Annotated in this window: 16 protein-coding genes; 6 read left to right on the top strand and 10 right to left on the bottom strand. The window is 36.2% G+C overall.

Annotated features, from left to right (window positions below):
• Positions 1-6: 6 nt before the first annotated feature.
• The 6 genes from GK108_RS13605 (at position 7) to GK108_RS13580 (ending at position 7,044) form a co-directional block, all read left to right on the top strand.
• A complete protein-coding gene (locus GK108_RS13605) occupies positions 7-318 on the top strand; it encodes a hypothetical protein (protein ID WP_163948928.1) in 312 nt (103 codons plus the stop codon).
• Between the two features lie 76 nt (positions 319-394).
• Complete coding sequence (locus GK108_RS13600; RefSeq protein WP_163948925.1) at positions 395-892, top strand: hypothetical protein; 498 nt, start codon at positions 395-397, stop codon at positions 890-892.
• Positions 893-2,414: 1,522 nt separating this feature from the next.
• Entirely contained in the window at positions 2,415-4,775 is a 2,361-nt protein-coding gene (locus GK108_RS13595; protein ID WP_163948923.1) for an outer membrane beta-barrel family protein, read from the top strand.
• A gap of 58 nt (positions 4,776-4,833) precedes the next feature.
• The gene (locus GK108_RS13590; protein WP_163948921.1) at positions 4,834-5,403 is read left to right on the top strand and encodes an RNA polymerase sigma factor; all 570 of its coding nucleotides are present in this window, start codon (positions 4,834-4,836) and stop codon (positions 5,401-5,403) included.
• 1 nt (position 5,404) lies between these two features.
• Entirely contained in the window at positions 5,405-6,232 is an 828-nt protein-coding gene (locus tag GK108_RS13585; protein WP_163949669.1) for a HEAT repeat domain-containing protein, read from the top strand.
• A 32-nt stretch (positions 6,233-6,264) separates the two neighbouring features.
• Positions 6,265-7,044, top strand: a complete 780-nt coding sequence (locus GK108_RS13580; protein ID WP_163948917.1) for a DUF4097 family beta strand repeat-containing protein — start codon at positions 6,265-6,267, stop codon at positions 7,042-7,044.
• A 320-nt stretch (positions 7,045-7,364) separates the two neighbouring features.
• Here GK108_RS13580 and GK108_RS13575 read toward each other — a convergent pair whose 3' ends face one another.
• The 10 genes from GK108_RS13575 to GK108_RS13530 form a co-directional block, all read right to left on the bottom strand.
• The gene (locus GK108_RS13575; RefSeq protein ID WP_163948914.1) at positions 7,365-8,252 is read right to left on the bottom strand and encodes a polysaccharide pyruvyl transferase family protein; all 888 of its coding nucleotides are present in this window, start codon (positions 8,250-8,252) and stop codon (positions 7,365-7,367) included.
• Positions 8,253-8,288: 36 nt separating this feature from the next.
• Positions 8,289-9,317 (bottom strand): lanthionine synthetase LanC family protein, encoded by a 1,029-nt coding sequence (locus GK108_RS13570; RefSeq protein ID WP_163948912.1) that lies wholly within the window; start codon positions 9,315-9,317, stop codon positions 8,289-8,291.
• 13 nt (positions 9,318-9,330) lie between these two features.
• Positions 9,331-11,076 (bottom strand): galactosyltransferase-related protein, encoded by a 1,746-nt coding sequence (locus GK108_RS13565; RefSeq protein ID WP_163948910.1) that lies wholly within the window; start codon positions 11,074-11,076, stop codon positions 9,331-9,333.
• 278 nt (positions 11,077-11,354) lie between these two features.
• On the bottom strand, positions 11,355-13,574 hold the full coding sequence (locus GK108_RS13560; RefSeq protein WP_163948908.1) for a peptidase domain-containing ABC transporter: 2,220 nt from the start codon (positions 13,572-13,574) through the stop codon (positions 11,355-11,357).
• Between the two features lie 145 nt (positions 13,575-13,719).
• On the bottom strand, positions 13,720-14,799 hold the full coding sequence (gene gwsS / locus GK108_RS13555) for a grasp-with-spasm system SPASM domain peptide maturase (RefSeq protein ID WP_163948907.1): 1,080 nt from the start codon (positions 14,797-14,799) through the stop codon (positions 13,720-13,722).
• Positions 14,789-15,004 carry a hypothetical protein gene (locus GK108_RS13550; protein WP_163948906.1) on the bottom strand — a complete coding sequence of 72 codons (216 nt, stop codon included), beginning with the start codon at positions 15,002-15,004 and terminating at the stop codon, positions 14,789-14,791. The genes gwsS and GK108_RS13550 overlap by 11 nt, the downstream gene beginning before the upstream one ends.
• A 9-nt stretch (positions 15,005-15,013) precedes the next feature.
• Positions 15,014-16,012, bottom strand: coding sequence for a grasp-with-spasm system ATP-grasp peptide maturase (gwsG, locus tag GK108_RS13545; RefSeq protein WP_163948904.1), 999 nt, complete (start codon positions 16,010-16,012; stop codon positions 15,014-15,016).
• 136 nt (positions 16,013-16,148) lie between these two features.
• Positions 16,149-16,331, bottom strand: coding sequence for a hypothetical protein (locus GK108_RS13540; protein WP_163948902.1), 183 nt, complete (start codon positions 16,329-16,331; stop codon positions 16,149-16,151).
• Positions 16,332-16,604: 273 nt separating this feature from the next.
• Positions 16,605-19,655, bottom strand: coding sequence for a lantibiotic dehydratase (locus tag GK108_RS13535; protein ID WP_163948900.1), 3,051 nt, complete (start codon positions 19,653-19,655; stop codon positions 16,605-16,607).
• Positions 19,656-20,537: 882 nt separating this feature from the next.
• Positions 20,538-23,642 (bottom strand): lantibiotic dehydratase, encoded by a 3,105-nt coding sequence (locus GK108_RS13530; RefSeq protein ID WP_163948896.1) that lies wholly within the window; start codon positions 23,640-23,642, stop codon positions 20,538-20,540.
• Between the last annotated feature and the right edge of the window lie 224 nt (positions 23,643-23,866).

Genomic DNA, 23,866 nt, shown 5'->3' with positions numbered 1-23,866 from the left:
TTCACTATGCGTGTTCAGCGAGGTAAAGTATTTTTTTCTGTGCGGATACCCTTATACCAGGTAAAATTGATCGATCAGGAAGCCCTTAATCCCTTCTTCATTACGTTTCCGGGAAATTTTCATGGTATTTCATGGGCCAGCCAGTATATTGTAATTTATATTAATCGTTTAGTGGAACAGCCCGGTTGCGTTGCGGCCGGGTTTTGTCTTTTCTTCACTTCCCAGGAAACAGGCGCCCAAGCACCTTTTTTTAGCATTCCGCTCTCCATTCTTGCTTTCTTTCGATTGGCTTTCGATTATTACAAACTTTTTTGTTAGTTACCCTGTCCATCTTATTCGTCATATAAGTATTGCGTATGCAAGCACCTAATTATTCACCCAATTCTATACAATCATGAATCTCTATCCGATCAACTCAGTCTCCATTTGGTTACTCATCCAACTGTGTTTACTGTCGCTGTCTTCTAAAGGTCAGCACATGCCATTTAAAGGTGCCAATGTTATTTTAATTACGACCGATCTGGCTGACAAAGAATCGTATATAGCTATTGCTCAGGTTCTTTCGGAAGAGTCTATTTCCTATGCGGCCAGTAACAACATGCTGCTGATTCAATCGACAGATCAATCGTTCAATGGCAAAAAAGATATTGTTTTTGATGGGCAGTTATCGGTAAGTGCGGGATTAGTGACGCTAACCGGCATGATGCGCAATAAGAATGAAAGCGCACAAAGTCAGCCGATTGCAACCACAGTTCCTATTGCTTACAATAAAGCAAAATCGTCGATTCAGCAGATCGGCTTTACATACATGAATGACTTAGCTCAGAAGTTGCAACGCGTTCTTCATGGGGTAATTTCGTATAAACTTCAGGCTGTCGCAAAATATCAATAAACCGATCCTACCAACTTCATTACGTAGCTCAGGCTGACCTGAGCTATAAATTTATTGGGTCGGCACTGAATGGATTTTGCCGAAAACGTGTTAAAAAACATCAACCCAGGTTGCTCTACAACGTTTAATGACGTTAGAGTTTATAAAACAACCGGGCTATTCATCTAAAAAAACACTATAAATCGGGTCTTACGAAAAGCCCACTAATCGCAGGACTTTGAAATCTGCGCCTCAACAGCACAAGTCCCTTATAATGAACCTATTACAATCCACTTATTTCTCCAGGTACAACATAGGTACAACAATCTGATACTTTCCATTTGACTCATAATAGTGTATAGTTTCGGCTAATTATAACTGTATATCGTCAACCAATAGCGGACAGATGCGGGCGAAAAGTGAAGACAAGGTTTTGAACCAATTGAACTGCCAGCTTATAAAATTCACCCGTGTAGATTGCAACTAGTTCATAGGGTTGAGTATAGAAATCTCCGATTTCCCTACACGAGTTGTTCACAGGCAGACTAATTATTGCCATTTTGAATTCTTATTGCAACACAGCTCAAACTTACTATGGGAATTCGAGCGGGTAAATCGGGCTAGCATCATTGCACCAGCTTAGTCATTGTTGGCTCGCTGGATGCCCATGGACTGTTTAACCTCCAGCGCTGATTGTAGAGAGTACTCCTCTTACGTTGGTCACATGGGAAGAGCATATATACATGTATATTCAAAACGGAACAGCAAGCCGGTAGGGCCTCCGTACTGATGAACCCAAACCAGGAGTTTAGGGAAACCGAGGGGCGGCTCTAAAACCGCTACCGGGTCGCTGTTGCGATGAAGCATGGGTTGAGTTGCAGCTATATACAAAGCTGCATCAATAATAATTTTTAGAAACTGCCGGGTGACTTTGATCGATGCCCACAAAGGGAATAAATGCCATAGCTGAGATTGGAAAGTGAAAAAAGTCTATATACATACCATGACTAGATGCCAGTAGTACTTTTATGAGGTCTAATTGCCTACAATTTTAATTGGTACCTATCCAACTAAACAGCCCCGGTACTACTTCGCGGGAAGGTCATTAACCTGGCGGTATCCTGAATTCACCATAGCTGCTCATAAGGTCAAGAAATATAGGATTTATACCAAGAGCAAAGCTAAAGGCGCCGTCCGGCTAAATGGTTTGCGCTCAAAGGAAGTGGCTTAAGTCGTTTCAGAACGGCTAAGTGGAGGCTATTCAATGATAGCACGCCTCCCTCTTGATGATTTCATAGATTGGCTAATAGCCTAACTAAAATGATTTAAAGTCTGTAGTGGACTTTTTTCATGAATGTCAGCGCTGAGAGATCCAACCCAAACAAATTATAAGACACTCATATATAAGCAATTATTTACACAAATAAATTATCTATTTTTTTTTGTAACGAAACAGATGAAGTCAGGTATTCAAACGTACAGCACCAAAAGAAACAAAAGAAAGTAGCTGGACGTGTGAATAAATCCTAAATCCTGATAATGTATGAAAACATTTCTGATCATTTGTTTTTGCTTATTAGAGCTAAAAGCATTCTCGCAATTTACCGTAACCGGTATACTCACCAATGAGAGCAGCGAACCAATAGCCAACATACAATTTATTGGCTATAAAAATGATTCTATAATGGTTTCAAACGTCACAAATCAACAAGGGAGATTTTCTCTGGTTCTGCCAAAAGGAATGACGACGATAAAAGCCTTTATGTTTAATCAGTTGATTTACAACCAAGAATTGAATGTCGAAGGTAATATTGATTTAGGGCGGATAAAATCACAAGTAACACTAAATCTGAAAGAAGTATCAATAATAAAAAAGCGTCCTCTAGTTGAAAGAAGTATTGATAGATTGACATTTAATGTAGGTCAAAGCATTGTTTCAACGGGTAGCACCGCTCTGGAAGCATTAAGAGTAACACCCCTGATGGATGTCCAGGATAATGCTCTAAAAATAGTCGGTAAAGGCACTGTCGGCTTATTAATAAACGGAAGGTTTCAGCAGCTCTCAGAAAGTGATATTATTACCTATTTACGGTCAATACGATCAGAAAGTATTGAAAAGATTGAAGTTATCACTACACCACCGGCAAATTTTGATGCATCAGGAAATAGTGGACTAATAAATATAGTACTGAAAAAAAGTGATTCCGAAGGATTTAGTGGAACAGTAGGAAATGCATTCAGACAGAGAACATTACCAGGTACGTCTCCATTTGCTAATATTACATATCAGAAGAACAGGTTTAACCTTTCCCTTAGCCTGTCTTCAGATATTGAAGGTAAAAGACCAAATTCTAACCTATTAATTAATACAAATTCCAAAGCGATAAGCGTCCACTCAATCCGGAAAGATTATTCAAAAGTTTTTTCTTCTACATTAAATCTTAACTATAATATAGATAAAAAAACTGCTATCGGAATTAACCTGAATCAATTTACAACACTAATAAACTCGGTAAACAATACAAATAATCAATACACAAGTTTTGGATCACCTGACTCTACTATTCTTACAAATGCTGGCAATAACAGTGAATCGGGATTTCTATCACTCCTAGGTTATATCGACAGGCAGCTTGATTCATCCGGAAAAAAACTATCGTTCGCTATAAATTATTTACAAAAAAATAGTAGTGAGAAAATAGATCTTTCTTCAACTACAGAAATAAATAAAGAAATATCGTCAGGAGTCAGAGTATTAAATCCTACAGATGCAGGATATAAAGTATTTACATCCAATCTAGACTTTATAATGCCATTCAAACTATTTAAAATTGAAGCCGGTGCAAAGGTTTCCTTTGTTAATAACAGTAGTAATACATCATTTTCAAGTATACGATTAGCAGAAGAGTTTCCTTTTTGGGCTCAGTGGAACCAATTTTATTATAAAGAACAAATCGGTTCAGTTTACGCAGGCGTGACTCGAAAATTTAAAAATGCATTGACTCTGAAAGCCGGACTTCGCCTGGAAAGTTCATTAATGGAGGGAAGATCAGCAATTGCAAATACCAGCGTTAGAAGAACATTTACCAATCTCTTTCCAAGTCTATTTCTTTCATATTTATACAATGAAGATAAAACTCTGACATTTGCCTATTCAAGGCGGATAAACCGGCCTGGTTTTAATGCACTGAATCCAAACAGGTATTACCAAAACCAATACATATATAGTACAGGCAATCCATCACTCCAGCCTTATTATGTGAATACAGCTGAACTGGGATTGAATACAACCAACGTTAACCTCATGCTATTTGGTACTCTTCAGAAAAACTCTTTCACTCAGGTAACTTCAATTAATGGTGATAGCCTAATTTCATCTCCACTGAATGCCTATGACGAATCCACAGTTGGTCTATCTATTTCTCACCAGTTTAATAAAGTGTCTTTTTTTGATAGCTATAATACAATCCGATGCTCATACAATGCAGCGACCCCCTTTATAAGCTATCTGAATATACCCATCAACCGAGGTTACTACACCTATTTTTCCAGCAATAACAATGTGTATTTGGACAAAGAGAAAAAGTATATACTTACGTTAAATTATTTTTTATCATTACCGGGGAATACGGGCATTTATCAATTAGAAGCTAGATCAAGTGTCGATATTGGTTTTAAAACTAGCTTTTTTTCTAAAAAATTGAATGTAAATGTAGCGGTATTCGATGTGTTTAAAACTAATTATAATCAGAATAGTAGATTCATTCAGGATTCGAAGCAGTATATATATATCTATAATGATATGCGGCATATCAATGTTGCAATGACCTATAACTTCGGGTCCAAAAAAATCAGAAGTGTTAATAAAACAATAAATACAGAAGAAAAAGGCAGAATTTATTAAGCCACCTACCTTTATACAGAAATGTTACTTGTATTAATTAAACTAAATAAGCCATGCGATGAATTACAACAGGGATGCAAATGATCTTACAGATAATTCACTGATGGAAAAGGTGAAAGGCGGGAACGCCCAGCTTTTAACTGTTCTGTTTATGCGCTACCATAAAGATATATATAGATTTATCTTTCGCTTCGTACGGCATAAAGAGGAAAGTCAGGATCTGCTGCAAACTGTTTTTTACAGGGTGCTAAAGTATAAACATACTTATAAAGAGAATTATGAATTCAGAACTTGGCTGTATCAGATTACGAGAAATGTAGTTTCGGATAATTTCAAAAAAAATGGCCTTGTATACTATTCTGACGAAAATTCTCTGGCAGACAAAGCCGATGATTCATTATTGATTGACCAGGAAATCGAAAAACAGCAACAGATTGATTCGCTCAACCTGGCCTTGGATAAACTAAGTTTCAATGACAGAGAGGTCATCATCTTAAGCAGGTTTCAGAATCTAGGGTACGTTGAAATTGCAAAAATATTAAATTCCACTGAGGGAGCAGTCCGGGTAAAACTCCATAGAGCAATAAATGAGCTTAAGCTTATTCTTCACCCTAAATCAACAAAATAATATGAAAAAATGCGATAAAATAAAGCCTTTGTTTTTTAGTTATTTCAATCATGAACTATCCCGTGATGAAGAATTATCACTAGAAACACATCTTCAGACTTGCCCGGATTGTAAATCTGAATTTGATACAATCCAAGCGGTCTGGGAATCGTTGGGTAACCTCCCTGAGCCACCTGTCGATCCCATTGTGATAACTCAATTCACCAACATGCTGAATAGCTATCAGGAAGCTGGACCCAGGAAGACCTACCTTCAGCAATTGATAGCTAATTTCTCTAATTTTTTCAATCAGCTCGGGCAACGTCATTATTATCCACGGTTTGCTTACAGCCTCCTACTTATTCTGATAAGCTTCTCTCTTGGGTATTATTTCAGCAGAGTGTCTGACGCGGGTGGGAATTATGCACATCATGACAAATCATCTGTTATAGCGGACAAAGCTGATAAAAAAGACTTATTTACTTTGTTGAACAGCCCTTATGCTCCGGTACGCTTGAGAGCTGTCGCATACAGCAACGATTTGCCGAGTCTGGATTCAACAATTGTTTACGCATTAATTACTACACTTAATAATGACACCAACGACAATGTTCGACTTGCGGCCCTTGAATCACTTTCCAGACTTTCCCATAACCCCTATGTGAGACAGGAATTAATTAAGTCTTTAACTAATCAGGAATCACCCATTGTTCAGGTTGCATTAATTGACCTGATGCTTGAATTACAGGAAAAACGGTCAATAAAATATTTTAAAAAAATGCTTAAGCGTAACTCCTTAAATAGCATTGTGAAGTCCAGAATAACTGAAACGATACAGAAACTCGGTTAATTAGTTTACATACTTTTAAAAATCTTATTACGATGAAAACTATCTTAATATTAGCAGTATTTTCTTTGATGCTCACAGATATAAATGCGCAGGATTATAAAGGTGACAAACTTAACTTAACACTTGAAGATTCTTCAAAGCCAGGATTACTTGCCATCACATGGGGTATAGGCGATATTAATATTCAGAGTTACGAAGGGAAACAGGTCCAGATTGATATAAAAACAATTGCTGACGCAAATGAGGCCAACGACCCAACTATTTCGATGAGTGGCATGAAAAAAACATTAAGCAGTTCTAATGAATTGCAAATTGAAAATAAAAGCAATGCGATATCAATAAAGAATTTTAAAATTAAAAGTACAATAAACTTAACTATTAAAATCCCCAAAGAATTTTCAATCAAAATAAAGACATTAGGTAAAGGCTCGATTACTATAAAAGGTGTCTCTGGTCTGGTTGAAGTATCTTCCTTTGAGGGTGATGTAAAACTCGATGAAATTTCTGGCTCTGTATCTGCAAGTAATACGAGAGGAAACCTAACTGTAAATTTCACGAAATTAGAGTCTGCGAACCCTACTGCTATATCTACTTTAAAAGGCAATATTGATATTGGTTTGCCCTCGAATACCAAAACGACTATTAGACTAAAAGCGTCACGTGGTGATATAAAATCCGATTTTCCGCTTAACAGTGTAACAAATACAAAACCTTTTAAAACCGCTGAATGGCTTTCATCGAGTATCAATGGAGGTGGAGGCGAGCTTACCCTTACCTCATTTATCGGCTCAATTACGGTGAGAAAAAAGTAATTCAGTTGATTCTAAAAATCCTTGTTTCGGTGGTTGCGTCCACCAATAACTAACAGGAAATTAAGTAGTTATGAATTAAAAACGTGCCTCTCTATTTATAACATTTGTAGTATGGATGCTTATGCCCGTCTAATAGTCATCATTAGCTCGCATATGAATAAACAGGGTCAGTTCCTGTTCATGGTGACCAGTGAGAAAACGATCCAAAGACTATATGAATCAAAGAAAAGCGCCAGTTTGGGTAAGGCCTAATTTTAAACCTAGCATTTTATAAACTCTGAGTTAAAAGTGTAAACAAGTCTGGCAAACTCACTGGTAAACTACTGATGTTTTGAGATCATCAATGATAAATGATCTGTAAAGCGCTGAATTAACTTTGCCTTTTCAGATTCAAAATCAATTACTTTAGGATCCCAATTAATTGATTGCCAGAATCCTAGCAGCGATTCACGCTGTAAATTCCCATCGTAAGAGTAAACAGACGATGGAACCTGATAAATTGGTAGACCTAGATCTGATATTAAGGAAACCCGATAATCGAATGGATTACCAATAAAAATTACAGGTATTCCCATAGCAATACATGGTAATGCACAATGAAGTCTTGATGTAATTACCATGCTTGCGCAATCCCTGTACAGAGCTAAAACCTGAGAAGCCTGCTTAAATTTGTCCCGTTCACTTACATCAGAGGATAACTGATGCGAAACCCTGATTGAAACACTTTCCACAAATCCGGGTAAAGGAACCGGCACGTCTACTATCATAATCCATTTCTGACTGTGCTTTACTTTTCTTTTAGGAAACGTAAGGGTAAGACATTTACTGTAAAATGATTCTATGCCTAACGATGTAATTTTCTGATGCGTGTAGAGATCTCTGCAACCAATAGGCGAATGAAGCTTTAAGTGGTCAATAGTTGCAGTAGAAGAAATTAAATAATCAATTGTCGTGTTCCAATTGGTTAAATGTAAACCCCAGTAAATAGGTATTATATTTGAAGCCGGCGGAAAAGTGTTCCTAGGATTATGGCTAAACCACCCATTCATGATAAGACTAATTGGCTTACTATACTTAACATGCCGAAGATTGTCACGATTAAATCGCTTTGTAACACTAGGAATAAACTGTTCTGCAGCTAATGATTGAATATGATCGCCAATGTTAAACGAATCAGGATATTTAAACCCAGCAAAAGGCATAGTCATAAAAATAGCGCTTGTAGATAAAATAATTCAGGTAATCTAACCCAGTAGAAGTACTTCTGTATAACAATTCCTAAACTGTGTAGAACGGATCAAGCAGTCTGCTAGTAATGCTTTATTAAAAGTGGAAGTATTGCTGATGGACAACCCTTGTTCAGCGTACAGACCTGAATAACTGTTAGCATTTGAGCCAACGGCAGGTGTTGAAAAATAAAGATTCAACGAATGGGCATAAAATTGCAACAAGGAATCATCATCGATGGCTGAGGAAATACTAAATCTCTCTAATGCGCCAAAATTGGGATTAGAAAGTAGCCATATCTGTTGATTAAGCTTTGATCCAACAATTTTGAGACAAGTCTTTAAATAATTAATTAATTGAACCGTATAATTCTTTACTATTAAATTGGAAGTTATAATTTTTTTAATTAGACCTACCATTTTATAAACGATCTTTTCAACGATAGATTCATTAATCCTAGATGTTAATAAATCTGATAGTATTATGAGTAAATTACCAATATCTACTATATCCCGAACAGATATTACTTCTTTAAAAAGTACACCATCTTCAGAAAGCAATTTCAAATGAATATCGTCGGTTAGCATAACTAAACACTCTTTAATGCTTAATTTCACATAACGGCTGGAATTATTGCTCTGATTGGAGTATCTAGCTAGAAAGTAAACTAACTTCCCAAGAGTACCATCAGGAAGCCCAAGATTGTCATCTTCAGCGTACATTATACTTTTATACAAAGTATCATCAATACTACCCAATATTTCATCCGAATTAACATCTGTAATAAAAGAATTCTGAATCAACCATTCAATAGTCCATCCAATACCAGCCAACCCCTCATCAAATGAATAGTCAGTAACAGATGAGATAGTTGAATTAACATCCAGTAAAATATCAAAACCTTTATCAGACAATAATGGATTTTTATCTACTTCAGAAAGCAAATAAAAATATATAGCCAAACCCGATTTTCCGTGAAATAATCCGGCAGGCAAACTAGATTCAATACCAGCAATCTCATCTTGCAATCCTGAATGTATATCCATTTAAATAAAAGCTCTAAGTCCAACTCCAGCTAGATATATAACTTAGTAATTCTGGCTTACGCATATTACAAATAGAAAAATATTCATCAAAATAAACACCCTTTAAGTTAGACGTGTATTTTGAATTATCCTTACGATCATGAATAAGGTGAAAAATTGGACCATCAATACGTTTTAGGCGATAGCCTAGAATTAACATCCTTTTTTTTCTCTCCAAATCTTCAGGACCCCAGCTCCTAAAATTTTCATTTTCAAGACCTGCTTTACTATATAATTTTTTAGAAATAAAAAAGGCACCACCATAGGAGCGTTTCGTCAAAGTCCAAAACTTATCCCTGTTATCAATCAGCAATTTAATGTCAAGGATTTTAGAAAACATATTTTTATATAAGCTATCTACATTAATAAACTCTCCGTCGTATGGGTAAACCAGATCGTACTGATTAGATCTGATGAAGGAAACTGATTCAAGAATCTGATCGATACTTAGAACCACATCACAATCAAAAACTCCAACTATTGGTGTAAGACAAAGCTTCACGGCCGTATTAATGGCGTGAGTCCTGTGGAAGAGCGGATCAGGATTTTCATGAAAAATATAATGGCATGAATCATTTAAAAAACTCACATTAATCCTGCTCTCAGCACCAGACTCAATAAGTATAATATTAGAATTAAAATATTTACTCAAATAACTAACTACAGTGTATAAATTTATAAGTCGGCTTTCAGAGTCAATAAAAACTGGAATAATAAATGTAACATCAGATAAATTATGCCTACTTTGGTTAAATATCTGTAAAGCCTCTCCGATAAGTAACTTAATTGGAGAGCTACAGGTTTGTTCTGAAATTAAAGCAAGGGTATGGTCATAATAGGGCGAATGATGAGGGTAATTACCCTTTCGAAAAAGCGACTTATCCTCAGAATCAATAAAACCAGAATAGTGTAGAATATTAGTATTTTCCCAGCGCTCTATGGAATCATAAGGCCAGCAAAAGTCCAGTTCAGCATGCTTCTTAACTGCAATACCACGTTTCCATGCATTCCAGAGGAAAGCCCACATATCAGCATACCATGTAGAAATCCCCTGATATCCACTTCGCATCGATTCATTTAGGGTATATAATTCATCGGACTTAGCAAAGTTATAATCTCTAAGAACGTTAAAAAGAGTTTCACTATCGGTCTCCAAGGATTCCCAAAAGTCTATACTAACATTTTTTATAAAATATTGAGCACCATTTACCTCAGAATTATTCTCTATTACTACCTTGTAATCAATACCAACAGATTTACACATCAGAGATAATAAGTCTGCTCCTCCATACCTGCTGATATATTCTATGTTGAGATAGGAGCCAGTATCAGAAGCATACCACTGAGTATTGTCCTTCATCAGTTTGAAGTCAGGTAATTTTCTGAAAATTATATCAGAGTCGTGATAAAATATTTCACTTGAGCACAAAAAAGGGTGTTGTTCAAAATGCTGGCGAATAATATTAGGGCGTATCGAAGATAAATATTTTTTCTTATCCCTTGTATCAGGGTAAAAATAAATGCATGCATTATGAGAATATCTATCAGCAAATTCTATAAAATAATCCCTAACACCTCTTTTCGAGTTGTAACTAACCAATATATGTACTTTATCTGGTGGAATTGACAGTGATTTAAAATTAATTAATTGAAGCTCAAGTTGCCAAATAAAATAATAATCATCTGGCTGAGCTGACAAAAATATAGGTAAATCCTCCATATTAATACAGCTATAGGCGCAAAAAAATAAAATCTATCTAAATCAGGCATTATTTTTTCTGGACACCAAATGAAGAAAAAATATTAGTTAAGTTATTAATCACTACCTGTTCTTTTAGCCGTATAATAACTATAAATTAGTTTAAGAACTGGTTGATTGTTAATTTTCAAAGAATACAAAATAAAAATTATTAGCAACAGGACAATACAAATGAAGAGTGTCCCAAATCGTACTATGTAAATATTGGATTTATGTAAAGCCGATTTATTCATGACTGGTCAAGACGCTAATTCAAGCTGGTTCTTTACAAGATGATAGTAAGATTTTTTCAGGGAAACAAGCTGCATATGTGAGCCCGACTCCACAACCCGTCCATTATTAATAACAATAATCTGATCAGCGTCCTTAACTGTGCTCAACCGATGGGCAATTATCAATACAGTCCTTCCTTTAAAGAATTTCTGCAGATTAGTATGTATTACCTTTTCGTTGTAGGCATCGAGTGCGCTCGTAGCTTCATCAAAGAATACATACTCTGGATTATGATAAACAGCCCTTGCAATTAAAATACGCTGTTTCTGGCCAGCGCTAATTCCTACGGCTGAAGGACCGATACGCGTTTTTAGTTTAAGTGGCAAGCCGTCTATGAATTCCTTGATATTTGCTGTATCGATTGCACGATGAAGTCTGACGACATCAATATCATCATTCGTCATCGCAATATTACGCTCAATAGTATCCGAAAATATATAACCATCCTGCATAACAACCCCGCACATACTACGCCAGTATTTAGGCGATATATCTTGCAAATTTGTATTATCAATATATATATTACCCTGAACGGGCTTATAGAACTGTAATAAAATTTTCAACAAAGTCGTTTTCCCTCCGCCACTGGATCCGACAATAGCGGTAATCTTGCCTTTAGGTATATACATCGATAAATCATCCAAAACCATCATAGACTTAGGGCCTTCGTACTGAAAACCGAGATTCAGAATGTTAATACCTGCACGATCAAACGATGTGGATTCAATAGAAGTTAGCTGATCGGATGTTTCTTCATTTACCTCCTGCTGAACCTCAAGAAGCCGTTTGATACTTAAATTTGCATCCTGCATTGATCTTAAAAAAAATAGAAACTGGTTTAGAGGAGCGTTCAATTGCCCGATAATAAACGAAATACTCAGCATTGCACCTAGCGTAATATTATCAGCTATAACTTCTCTGGCTGCGATATACGTTACAATTAAGTTTTTAAATTGATTTATAGCATCAAATCCGATTGACTGCATCTGGTTAATCCGAAGGCTTTTTAAATTTAAATTAAAAAGTCGGATCTGTATATTCTCCCATTCTGACAATTTTCTTTTGTCAATATTATTTAATTTGATCTCCTGAATACTGTTAAGTAACTCATAAATAGCATCTTGATTATCAGTATTAATTTTAAATCTACTATAATCAAGATGTTTTCTACTATTCTGAAAAAACAATGACCACCCGATACCTAGACAGGTAAATAAAAGATAGCATATTACAATTTTTATATCATAATAAAATAAAATAAAAGCATATACAACGAACGTCAGTAATGAAAAAAATACGCTTATACTTTGAGATGTTAAAAATTGTTCTACTCGTTTATGGTCCTGAATTCGCTGGTTAAAATCACCAACAAACTTCGAATCAAAAAAACTAAGTGGCAATAGTATAATTTTACTAAGAAAGGAATAAATTATACTCAGGTTTAGCCTGGCACTTACATATAATGTTATCCAACTCCGTATAATTTCTACGGTTACAGAGCCCATAAAAATACAAATCTGCGCTATTAGTATAACATAAACAATCGAAAGGCTTTTAGCATTAACACCTTTATCTATAAGTGTCTGCGTTAAAAATGGAAAACACAAATTAAGAATAGTATTAACCAGTAAGCCTAAAAATATAGGAAAAATATCTTTTTTGTATGGTTTGACAAATTCAGCAAATTCAGTAAAACCAAACTTTGGTTCTTGCACCGGTTCATGGGCAAAAAAATCTTTTAATGGATTCAAAAATAAGGCAATTCCTAAATTACCATCGCCCAACCATGATTTATTGAATTCCGTTTCCGTAAGTGTTATATATCCATGCGCCGGATCTACAATTTCAAATAGCGTTTCACCAAATAGAAAGCTATTTTTAACTTTATTCAAAACAACAAAATGGTTCTGTTCCCAAAATAAAATCGCCGGAAGCTGTAAATTTTCGTGAGATTTGTTTGTTGAAAAATATCTCAAATTCTCCGTTTTTAAATTAACCGGAATTGTTTCGAACCCAATTTCTTCAGCTGCCTCACAAATGCCGAGTAAGCTTACCCCCTCTTTTGTTATATATGATTTCTTTTTCAAATAATTTACAGTAAAGTGTTTTCCGTAATATGAAGATACCATGGCCAGACAGGCTGGTCCGCAATCCATTTTATCCTGCTGCGGAATAAACTTTACCATATTTCGATGAAAAAATAATTTAAAAGCCTATAGTTCAAACTGTAATAAATAGCAATTAATTCATAAAAATTAAAGTAAGCTAGGCTATATAATCGGCAGGCACATTAAATATTATTTAACTTTTATTATTTAGTAATACACTTAATTAGACCAGGCCGTATACGCTCATAGCCTTTAACTTTAATGGATTAGTACTCCAATCCTCCCAACGAGCAGTAAATGGATCATATCCACATTTCAAAGGCTTGGAATATATATCGTCTGGATTATCCAGATATGCTCTGCAATCTGTGCAGATCTTTCTATATTCACAAAACTTGCATATATTAATTTTATCCTTATTTATTAACCATAAGCCTCTGAATTCATTATTATTCAGAACATCTCTAAAGCTTACTGAAGCAATATTCCCAAAGTTTTTTGCCATTGAAGGGCAGTTTTTGATATATCCACTCCTATCCACACTTATTTTGCCATTAAGGCAGGAATTGTGGCTGATGTTTTCCCGGATGTTGTCTTTACTCCAGGTAAAGGTATGCTGAGAAATAGATCCGCATCCATTTTGTTTCAGGCTTTGTTTTAAATAAGAAATAGTCCCTAAAGATATCTGAAAATAATCACCTGTATCATTAATTACTCGAACGATTTTATTGTCCTCGCTTCCATAAATAAGTATATTCGTCACAAACCACACATTTTCGATTACACGCCTTATCTCTTCTTCAGGAATATAAGAGTTTTTTACCAGGTGTATCTCAACGTAATGAAATTCATATTGATTAATTATGGTTACTAATTTCTGAAACTCTGTTAAATCCAGATCTGAAAATAGTCTGATCTGCAATTCTCTACAATCAACTTTTTCAAATTCACTTAGCGCTTTTTCATAGAAGCTGAAATCAGTATCAATATCAATTATCCCATTTATAACTTCCAGTGGTATTTCCCAGGAGGTATCAATTCTTTTAAACTCCCCTGGGCCTTTTGAATAAAAGGCTAGTTCATTTTCAACTAAAAAATCAAAAAATTTATGGAGTTCGGGCAAAGGAACTAATTTAACCATTTTTTCAAATGACTCATTAGAATCTTTTTCTATAAGTTCCAGTATTCTGATAAAGCTATTATCTATATAGAAAAGCTCTCTCCGAATTGTATCGATTATAACGCCTCTGGTTATACCCGAATTAAAAATTACTTCTGAGCTTAAGTGCAGGTTATTCTTCATCGAACAATGAGTAATTAATTGTTTTTGAAATAATTTTCCTTGGTTTACCACTCCTTAGCAGGTCTGTATTATATTTAGATGAATACCTTATTAATTTATTTTCTTCATTTATATCTGTAACCAAATTAGAATAAATTCTACTATGATTAATTGGCAGCATGCCCAGCTCATCTAATTTTTTCTCTTCAAGGGTTAGTTTTTCCATATTTGCTTATTAGTTAAAGTCACCGTGTATTAAATATTGTGCTACTTTTTTTTCTAATTTATAATTACCAGCGCTTGACACAGATCCAAATTGTCCAACAGGGTTAATTTCAAGAAAATACACATTGTTGTCAGCATCGATAATTAAATCAGCAGATCCTGTATTCAGGCCCAATTCATTATATATAGACAATAAATTATATTTCGTTTTATCATCAATTATATAGGCTTCTTGCCTGTTTGGTATTTTTTTATTATATTTTCTGTAATCAACTGATGTCTGCGAATCATTCTGCGAAAAGATAGCAACTGAGTAAAATTCCTTTATAAGAAAGAAACTTCTTATTTCAAAGGTCTTTTCAATCTTCTCACTAACTAATGATGGGAAAATATTTTTTGGTTTTAGATCAATAGTATCGATTTCATTTATCTGCTCTGTATAGGTGTAATATCTTTTGTTTAGCGTGTGATGATACAATCCATTTGCTATAGACTTTGATACTATAGCGCCATGCTTTTTAAGTGCACAGTTTATTGAGTCTGTATGAGTTAGTACAGTATAATTTGGAACTAAGAAACCTTTTTTTTTCGCTAGGTCATATAGCATCATTCGGTTCAGATCTCTAAGTTCAGGGTCTCCAAGTTTAACCGAACAATTTCTAAATACTTTATTTATTATATATTTTCTTAAATAATCTAATTGTGAGGCCAAGTTTTTCTTTACTTCTGGATCACACACATTAGTTTCATATTCAGATAAAATATCATCACCTAACAGCATTCTATCGGATATTCCACCGCGCCTATACCAAACAGAATGTGCATCTAAAAAATTATATTCTTTTTTTGTAAACATATCACAGAATATAATTTTTTCCTCGTCAATTTCTTTTAGCTTATACCTATTTTCATCACTATTAATTCTTATATAGTTAACATTATACTTTTTTAGCCAATCAATTACAACATTTGTACTGTATTCAAATTGATGAGAAAATATTATAATCATATCGTTCCTCTTTATAAGTAATTATAGCCTCATTTTCGATTTATTATATCAGTCAATTAGTAAGTACTAATATTTAGACTTACTAATTGACTGACTATTAGTTTAAATAGCAAAGTATTTTACTATACTCAGCTGTTTAATCATTATCGGTAGGCCGCGTATCGTGGTCACTTCCCGTACAGGTTGTCGCATACTCATCTGAAATGGTGTCTCCTGAAAATTCCAGAGCTTCTGACAAAACTAAAGATTTACCGCCGCGAATAGCTGTCAATTGCTGTGCTGTTACACGTGTTACATCAAATTTTACTAGCTTTTTCATTTTTTTTAGATGAAAGGGTTTTCCTACTCTGTTTAGGCTTTTCAGTTCCGCCTAATATAAATATTTTTTTGCTATGATCACTTGCAAAAAAAAGATATATTCTACTAGATAAAACCAGAGTAATTTAATATCATTCTGGCATTACATTTGTTCTTAGTCGATATTGAAACTACTCTAATTTCAACTGATAGTTCTCAATATTTACTTCTTTCCTTTACAAGGATCTTATACTTATAATTAATTCGGATTTATTAAGTCTATTTTTCGAACAAGTTATTGAAATGCATTCACTTTTAAACTTTTAAAATGTATACGTTTATGTCTCTTTAATAAGTGATGGTAGGCCATCAACTCAAAGAGCATCTTATCTTTTCCGGTAAAACAGTTAATATAATGAGCATGAATTTTAGTTTCTACTTCAGTAAATTCTTCCTGATTATTAATTAGAGGCATTGTAATTTTCTTTATCTGCTCATTGCGTTTATCAATCAATTTTTTCTGTTCTTTATAGAATACTTTCTCCTCTTCCCTAAAGAGTTTATTAATTGCTAACTCTCGTTTTCTGTATTCGCGTGCAAGTAAACTGCCTGTTTCTGATGGAAGATCTTTACTTTCTATTAAGGATTCGAAACGCTTCAAATAGTATCTTTGCTTGTTCTCGTCAGAAAATCCCATTATAGTTAGGTAATTTTCCACTGTATACATTATCAGACATATAACATCATCAATTCCGTTATGATTATTATGAATTGATATCGTCAATTTGCTATTTAACCAATAACATTTTTCAATAGTATTGATATCACCCATAGAACAATTATCGGTTTCGCGTTTATAGCTATCCAGTTGAACCGTATGTATTTCGCCTGTTTTTACAAAAGCATTAATCTCCTTCTGGCAACGATCCAGCACTTCATTCAGACTCTTCTGGGTGTTAAGATGAATATAAATTTCTAGTTCTACACCGGCCGTTATTTCTCGCTTAAAAAACCAATGCGATATCTGCTTATTATAAAATGAAACATCCAGGATTTCTCCTACTCTTTTCAACAGAGAAGAAGCGGCTTTTCGACTACCAGATAGTTTAATAAATAGCCATTCCGATCCAGGAATAAATACCTGTCTATGTTTTATATTTATTTTGTCATTTACCAGTTGTTTGATAATATTTTTTTTCTGCCTGAAGGGTATGATTACCTCATGTGATTCTTTACCTTGCCTGCTCTCCACACAACAGCTATCCAGATTCCTTAACCATTCAAACAGATATATAATTTTTTGTTTTTTCAGCGCAGAGATTACTATTTCTCCCGTCAGTTCGCTATCTATATCAATCAGCAACTCTTGATCCCCTTCTGCCAACGCCATATACTTTGGCCACTTCCATTGTCCACGCCAGTGGACAATATTTGCCATATTGCTTATTCCGGTATTATAATCATTTAACGTCAATTTCCATTGAGCTTCGCACATAATTACATTTCGGTATTGCACTCTGGGTAAATGCCTAGCATCCCGTAACGGACCCCAGTTCCAGCTAATTTTAAGTGAAGTGTCCTCATGTTCCAGATCACATAAAAAACGATAAATAGGTAAACCGGAGTGGTAATTGTGTGCTGTGGTCAAGCATGGAATCACACGCTTCCCTAGACGCTTTGATCTCAGGATAATATTCCCATCCTGAGTAATTGAAATTAATAAGTCGTCGACTGTAATCTGGTTATTATGAGGAAGTGTAGAGTATCCCAAATAAGGTATTTCATAGTCACTTAATACTGGTCTGTGTAGTACGTTACCAGAGATTGCATTCGGTATATGGACTATTTCCGCGTATATGACTTCATCTTCTCCTTTTCGGAACAGACTAATGTTCTTTTTAAGTTTTTGACCTAGTTTAGTATCAACACTTCCAAAGCGCCCAAGTAAATTAAATGCGGACGGCCCTGCAATATATTTGGCTCGGAAAGTAAATTGCCCGTTATCTATCGCTTTTGTTGAAGTAGCCAGAAAGTAGCCAAGGGCGTAATAGCTTGAAGGCAAGGGCTTTTTCGTCTGTGGTAGATCATTTAAGTCATTATCTGATAAGTTTAATACTGTTTCATCTGAATCCAGCCAGTTAAGGTATTTTCTTAAAAGCCACTGATTTAATAATTCATTTTCATTCGCTGAACTTTCTTTGTTTCGGGCTCGAGGATTAGGATTTAACCGGTCTATGATATGATCATCAACCTGTGGTTGATAGTAGGCACAATCTATGCCTGTTTCCTCGTTAAGCGCTGTCATTAATGGCACTTCCTGCTCCTGATATCTTTGATAAAACGCTTTCTTAAATTGTTCAAGGCGACAGGAATCGTTATGCTGCACCCTCAGGTTAAATAGCTTTTCTAGGGTTTTCTGTAAAGCTATTATACGACCTTTATGCAATTGAATACTAACATCTGAAATTAAAGCATCTGCTTTTATGAGCGGATAACTTCCTAACGGTAGCCCTATACGCTCTTGAAGGATAGATTGTATTGAATCATGTTTTGCTTGAACAGGAATTTCTTCGTTAAGCACGTTCTGAAGTTTTTCCAATGACTTGCATAATGGATATTGACCAGGTATTTCTTTAACTAATTGAATAATTCTTGTCAAATAATCAGTTCCTGTTGTGTTTATCGAAAGTTCACTGACTAATAGCTGATCGCTTATTAATTGTTCCAGAAGTAAACAGACTTTTTCCTTCTCATAGCCTTCTTCCACCAACATTTCCACCAACTCTGCATAGGTTTTTACTTTTCCAGAACGGCTGAATAGAATATCAAGGACTCTGGTCCGTTTGATTTCAGTTTGGTGATACTCGAAGTCCTCTTTTCCTTTTAGAATGTCTATGTAGTAATTTAATTCTCCAAGCTTGTACAGACTTGTATTAGGCTGATAAGTCAGAAAAGACCATAATGATTGTATACCAACTAGATATTGTGATAATTGCCACAATACTCTTGCATCCAAAGAATAGTTAGTTTTAAGGCACTTATCCTGTAAGTTCAACGACGACTTTTCAGCAAATTTTCCGATCGAACAACCTGCAAACAAGCCAAATGGGGTTGGTCGGCTTCCCATCCGTATCAGATAGCTTAGAAAAGCATTTTTTACGGCAGAATTTGCCAGAAACCGGTCATCCCCTAGCTGATTATACAATGATGGAGAGGCCAAAAAAATAGCCTCCATTATCTGGCGGTCGTTCCGATAAGCCATTAGATTACCACCGTTCAGCAAATCCATAATCTGTTCCAGCGATAACAGTGGTGTTCGTAAATAAAAAAAATCGATCGGATTCATAGTACCGGCAGACCACTTATTTAATAGAGCTTCAATAAATTAACCTAAGCCTGAAAATACGTATACGCTAGAGCTATTCTGAGGTGTTTTAGAAATCAGTGAGCCCCAATGGTTTGATAACCCTACTGGATAGCTGGAAGATGCTAAGCTTTTACCATCCATCTCTACTGTTTTAGTGCAAACTGTTTTTGTACTAGTAATTAGGCGGGGACAAATACCCTTCCGGGCTCTCTTGACTTGAAATTATTACATCCAAACCACATTAGTTTATAATATTCGACAAGCCCCCGTTTTAAATCGACAAAGGCGGGCTTAAAAACGATAAAGGCTCAATGGATACTTTTGAACTGGATTGTAATGGTCAAGCTGAAATAGTGAGTTATGAACATCTAGCTACAGTAAACCGGGGCACAAGATGGGCTAAGGAGATGAGCTGTATAGCTGCAAGATGCCTATAATCGGAGTTCTTTTTAAACTGACCTAAACTTTCGGTTGATGTCTACATGATCCGATAAAACTAGGTTAAGTAATCCTCTATGGTCAGACGGCATCTATGCAAGCTATGAGCGACTGTCCGCAGAGCAACAATACTGCCCAGCTAATTTAGCGATGGACTCATCTGTCCATCGCTAAATTAGGGATTGGACTGTTATAAGATCGGCTTGAGGCTGTATCTGCAGAAACAGGCGGAACGAGAGTACGAGGTTTAAGGGCAAAAAGCTGGTTGATAGGCAAACTTAACAGCATTAATTCTTTAATAGAGTTTATTATCTGATAACAGGGGGGTATATAGTCTTCCGGTCCTAGTTCTTAGCTTATTACGAGTTAAGGAAAAGATAAACCATTTATACTACGTAAATATATTCCTGACCGCTGCCAGAGTTAGCAAGCTTCTGAACTGTTGAAGTGGGCAGTCGCCGCAAAATTAGCTGAAATTGATTGGTAAGCCCGAGTTAAATGATGATAAAGTAATAGTTCATATGTACGTTGATGGTGTTCAAATAAACGATTAATAAACAGGTGAATTATACTACCCAGATTTTCTACATTGCGATCAGAGCAATGTAGAAAAGAAATAATCCGTTTGTTTCGCCTCTCAATATTTTGTATTTGCTGCTTGGATATTGTATCCCCTGCTTTGCCAGTCAATATCGAAACTACAGTTTTTTCATTTTCCCGGTATTTTCCTGCCAACTTTTTTCTGGTAATATGATTATTCCCATGCTCATGAAATAGAGCCTGAAAATAGTTCTGACAAAAATTCTTTTTTTCGTCCGTCGAATAACCTATGAAGGAAAGACAGGAATCAATGCTGTACAAGCTGATAAAAAAACGTTCCCTAATAGATATTTTTTCCAATAATAAGGTTAAAACAGCATCACTGTCAGCCCAGAAACACCATTCTACTAAATCTATCAGTGCCAAACCATATCTTTCAATTTCCCGTTTGTATGTATCTAACTGTATTGTGTAGATTTCTCCTGAATCCAGTAGCGTTGTCAGTTGCTTTCGATTGGCATCCACAACGCTTAGAAAACTGGAAGCGGACGTTAGATGAAAACGGATACGAATATGTGGTTCCGGATCCTGATACCGAATAAAGAACCAATGCGAAATCAGTCCTGACCGAACCATTGTTCTTGCTATTTTCCCCAGCTTAGTAATTACTTTCGTAGCCGTCCTGTGACCGCAATAGACCTTCAAATAGAGCCATTCAGAGCCTGGAGGAAAGTTACGCATATTTTGCTTTTTTAACTTTGCCGGCAACGGGCGGCTATTATCCGCTTTGTAAAGTGGTTTCTTCTGGAAAAAAGGCAGGATAACCTCGTGCGTAAACTTTCCGCTTCGGTCTTCAATAAAACACTGCTCTGGTACTCGTAGCCATTCAATCAGGAATACTGTCTGTAAACGTTTGACAGTATTGACCAAAAGGCTCATACACAATTGACTATCTAAATCAATTAGCAATTCCTGATCAGCCTGTACCAACGCAATATATCTGGGCCATTGCCAGAGCTGACGCCATTGCCTTACATTTTCCAGTTCTGACAGAGTTGACTGATAATCATGCCACTCCAAGCGCCAGCGTGCTTCATGAAGAATTATATTCCGGTATTGCACTCTGGGTAGATAGCGAACGTCATTTAATCGGCCCCAATGCCAACTGACGCTAAGATTGGCCTCCTGTCGTTGTACTTCTCCCAGAAAACGATATACAGGTAAGCCTGCCTGATAGGTATGAGCAGTCGTTAAACGTGGAACCACTTCTTTCCCTAGACGTTTCGAGCGGAGGATCACCCGTTTACCCTGAGGTACTGAAACCAATAAATCATCCACTGTAATCTGCTGTTCAGCAGGAAGCGTTGAGTATCCCAGATAGGGAATTTCATAGCTGCTTAAAATCGGTCGTTGTATTACATTACCCGTAATTGCATCTGGTAAATGAACTATTTCTGCATAAATCCGACTTGGATCACTAGCCTCTTGTTGATCAAGTGTCTTTTTAATGAGTTTTTCCAATTCTTTATCGACTTGAGCAAAACGGCCCAACAAGGGAAAGGCTGTTGGCCCTGATATGACCTTTGCCCGAAATCTGAATTCCCCCTCGTCAATGGCCTTGGCAGACGGAGCCAGAAAATAACCGAGTGTAAAATAGCTATTTGGTAGTATTCCATCAGATGCTGGTAAGTCTCTTAAATCCTGATCGGTTAGTATAAGAACCTCTTTTCGCGATTCAAACCAGCGGTTATAGATTTTACGTAACCATTTATCCATGTCCGGAAGATGTCGCCTTGCCTCATCAACGGTATCGACAGGCCCATCAGAGAAGGCGATCTGACCAATAAGATCCTCCTCTCCGGTCTCCCCATTACCAGTAAAGCTAAAGTCTATATCAATATCGAGCGCTACCATTAGTGGAATCTCCTGATCATCGTACCGTTGATAGAATGTATGCCTGAAACCTGCCAGTGGATCGAGGTCAGCATATTGAGCCGAGAGGCCAAACAGCTTTTCCAGCGTTTGCTGTAAATACCCTAACTGCTTTGATGATAATTGAATGAAGTTTTCCGAAAAAATAGTATCGGCCCGAAGCAGGGGAAAATTACCTAACGGTACACCTATACGTTTTAGAAAAACGGCATGAATAGATGCCTGTTTTTCCGACAATGAACAATGGTCTGAAAGAATGTTCTGCAGTTCTGATAGAGTCTGACAGAGATCATCCTGTCCGGGTATAAGCCTTACCAGCCCGACTATCCGGCTCAGGTAATCCTGACCCGTTACATTGATGGCTAATTCACTGACTAAAAGCTGATCGTCGATGAGGCGTTCCAGAAGATCATTTATTTGATGGGATGAGTATCCTTTACAGATCAGCATCTGCGCTAACTCAGGCAGTGTTCTGATCTGTTCCCGGTCGAATAGTGCCGCTAATACGCGGTTTCGCTCCAGCTCACTCGTAAAAAAAGTAGGCTCACTGCTGCCCTCAAACACCTCTGTATAACAAATTGCATCTCCGATTCGATATAGACTGCTGTTGGGCTGAAACCGCAAAAAAGGATGAAGATCAGATAAACTCGTTAAATAACGGGATAATTGCCAGAGTACTCTTGAATCTAATGTATAATGACTCCGAAGTGTCCTACCTTCAATATCAACAGACGATATTGATCCCAGATGTCCTATAGAGCATCCAGCAAACAAACCGAAGGGAGTCGGACGACTGCCCATCCTTAATAAGTACTTTAAGAAGGTCAGCCGCAGGTCATCTTTACTTAAAAGAGGATCGGCAGCAAGCTGTTTATCAAAAGAAGGGGAAGCTAAAAAAATAGCTTCCCGTACCAGTTGATCATGAATGTGTGTCTGTAACCCATCGTTTTCCAGTAGATCAATGATCTGCTGAAATGGTAATACTGGGAGTCGCCAATAAACAAAGTCAATCCCATACGTACTCCTTAACGAGCCAGAAGGAACCTGATTCTCCAAGTTATCAAGGATTATTGCCGGACTTTATCAACATGAGGCAAGCCAGTGATACCAGTACCTGTACTGGTGCAGGCATCTGTTGTTAAACCCTGAGTAAACCCTGCTTGTGGAGATTGGGACAATCTGGATTTATACGAATTAATACGTACTTTTTTATAGATTAATAATTTATGGTTGATGGACATAAAAGGGAGGTCGATAGGTTGTGGAGCTTTTAACGCTTA

It is taken from the genome of Spirosoma terrae (assembly GCF_010435915.1).
GTDB classification, from domain to species: domain Bacteria; phylum Bacteroidota; class Bacteroidia; order Cytophagales; family Spirosomataceae; genus Spirosoma; species Spirosoma terrae.
Note: the sequence above shows the minus strand (reverse complement) of the source record. Positions and strands in the feature narration are given on the sequence as shown.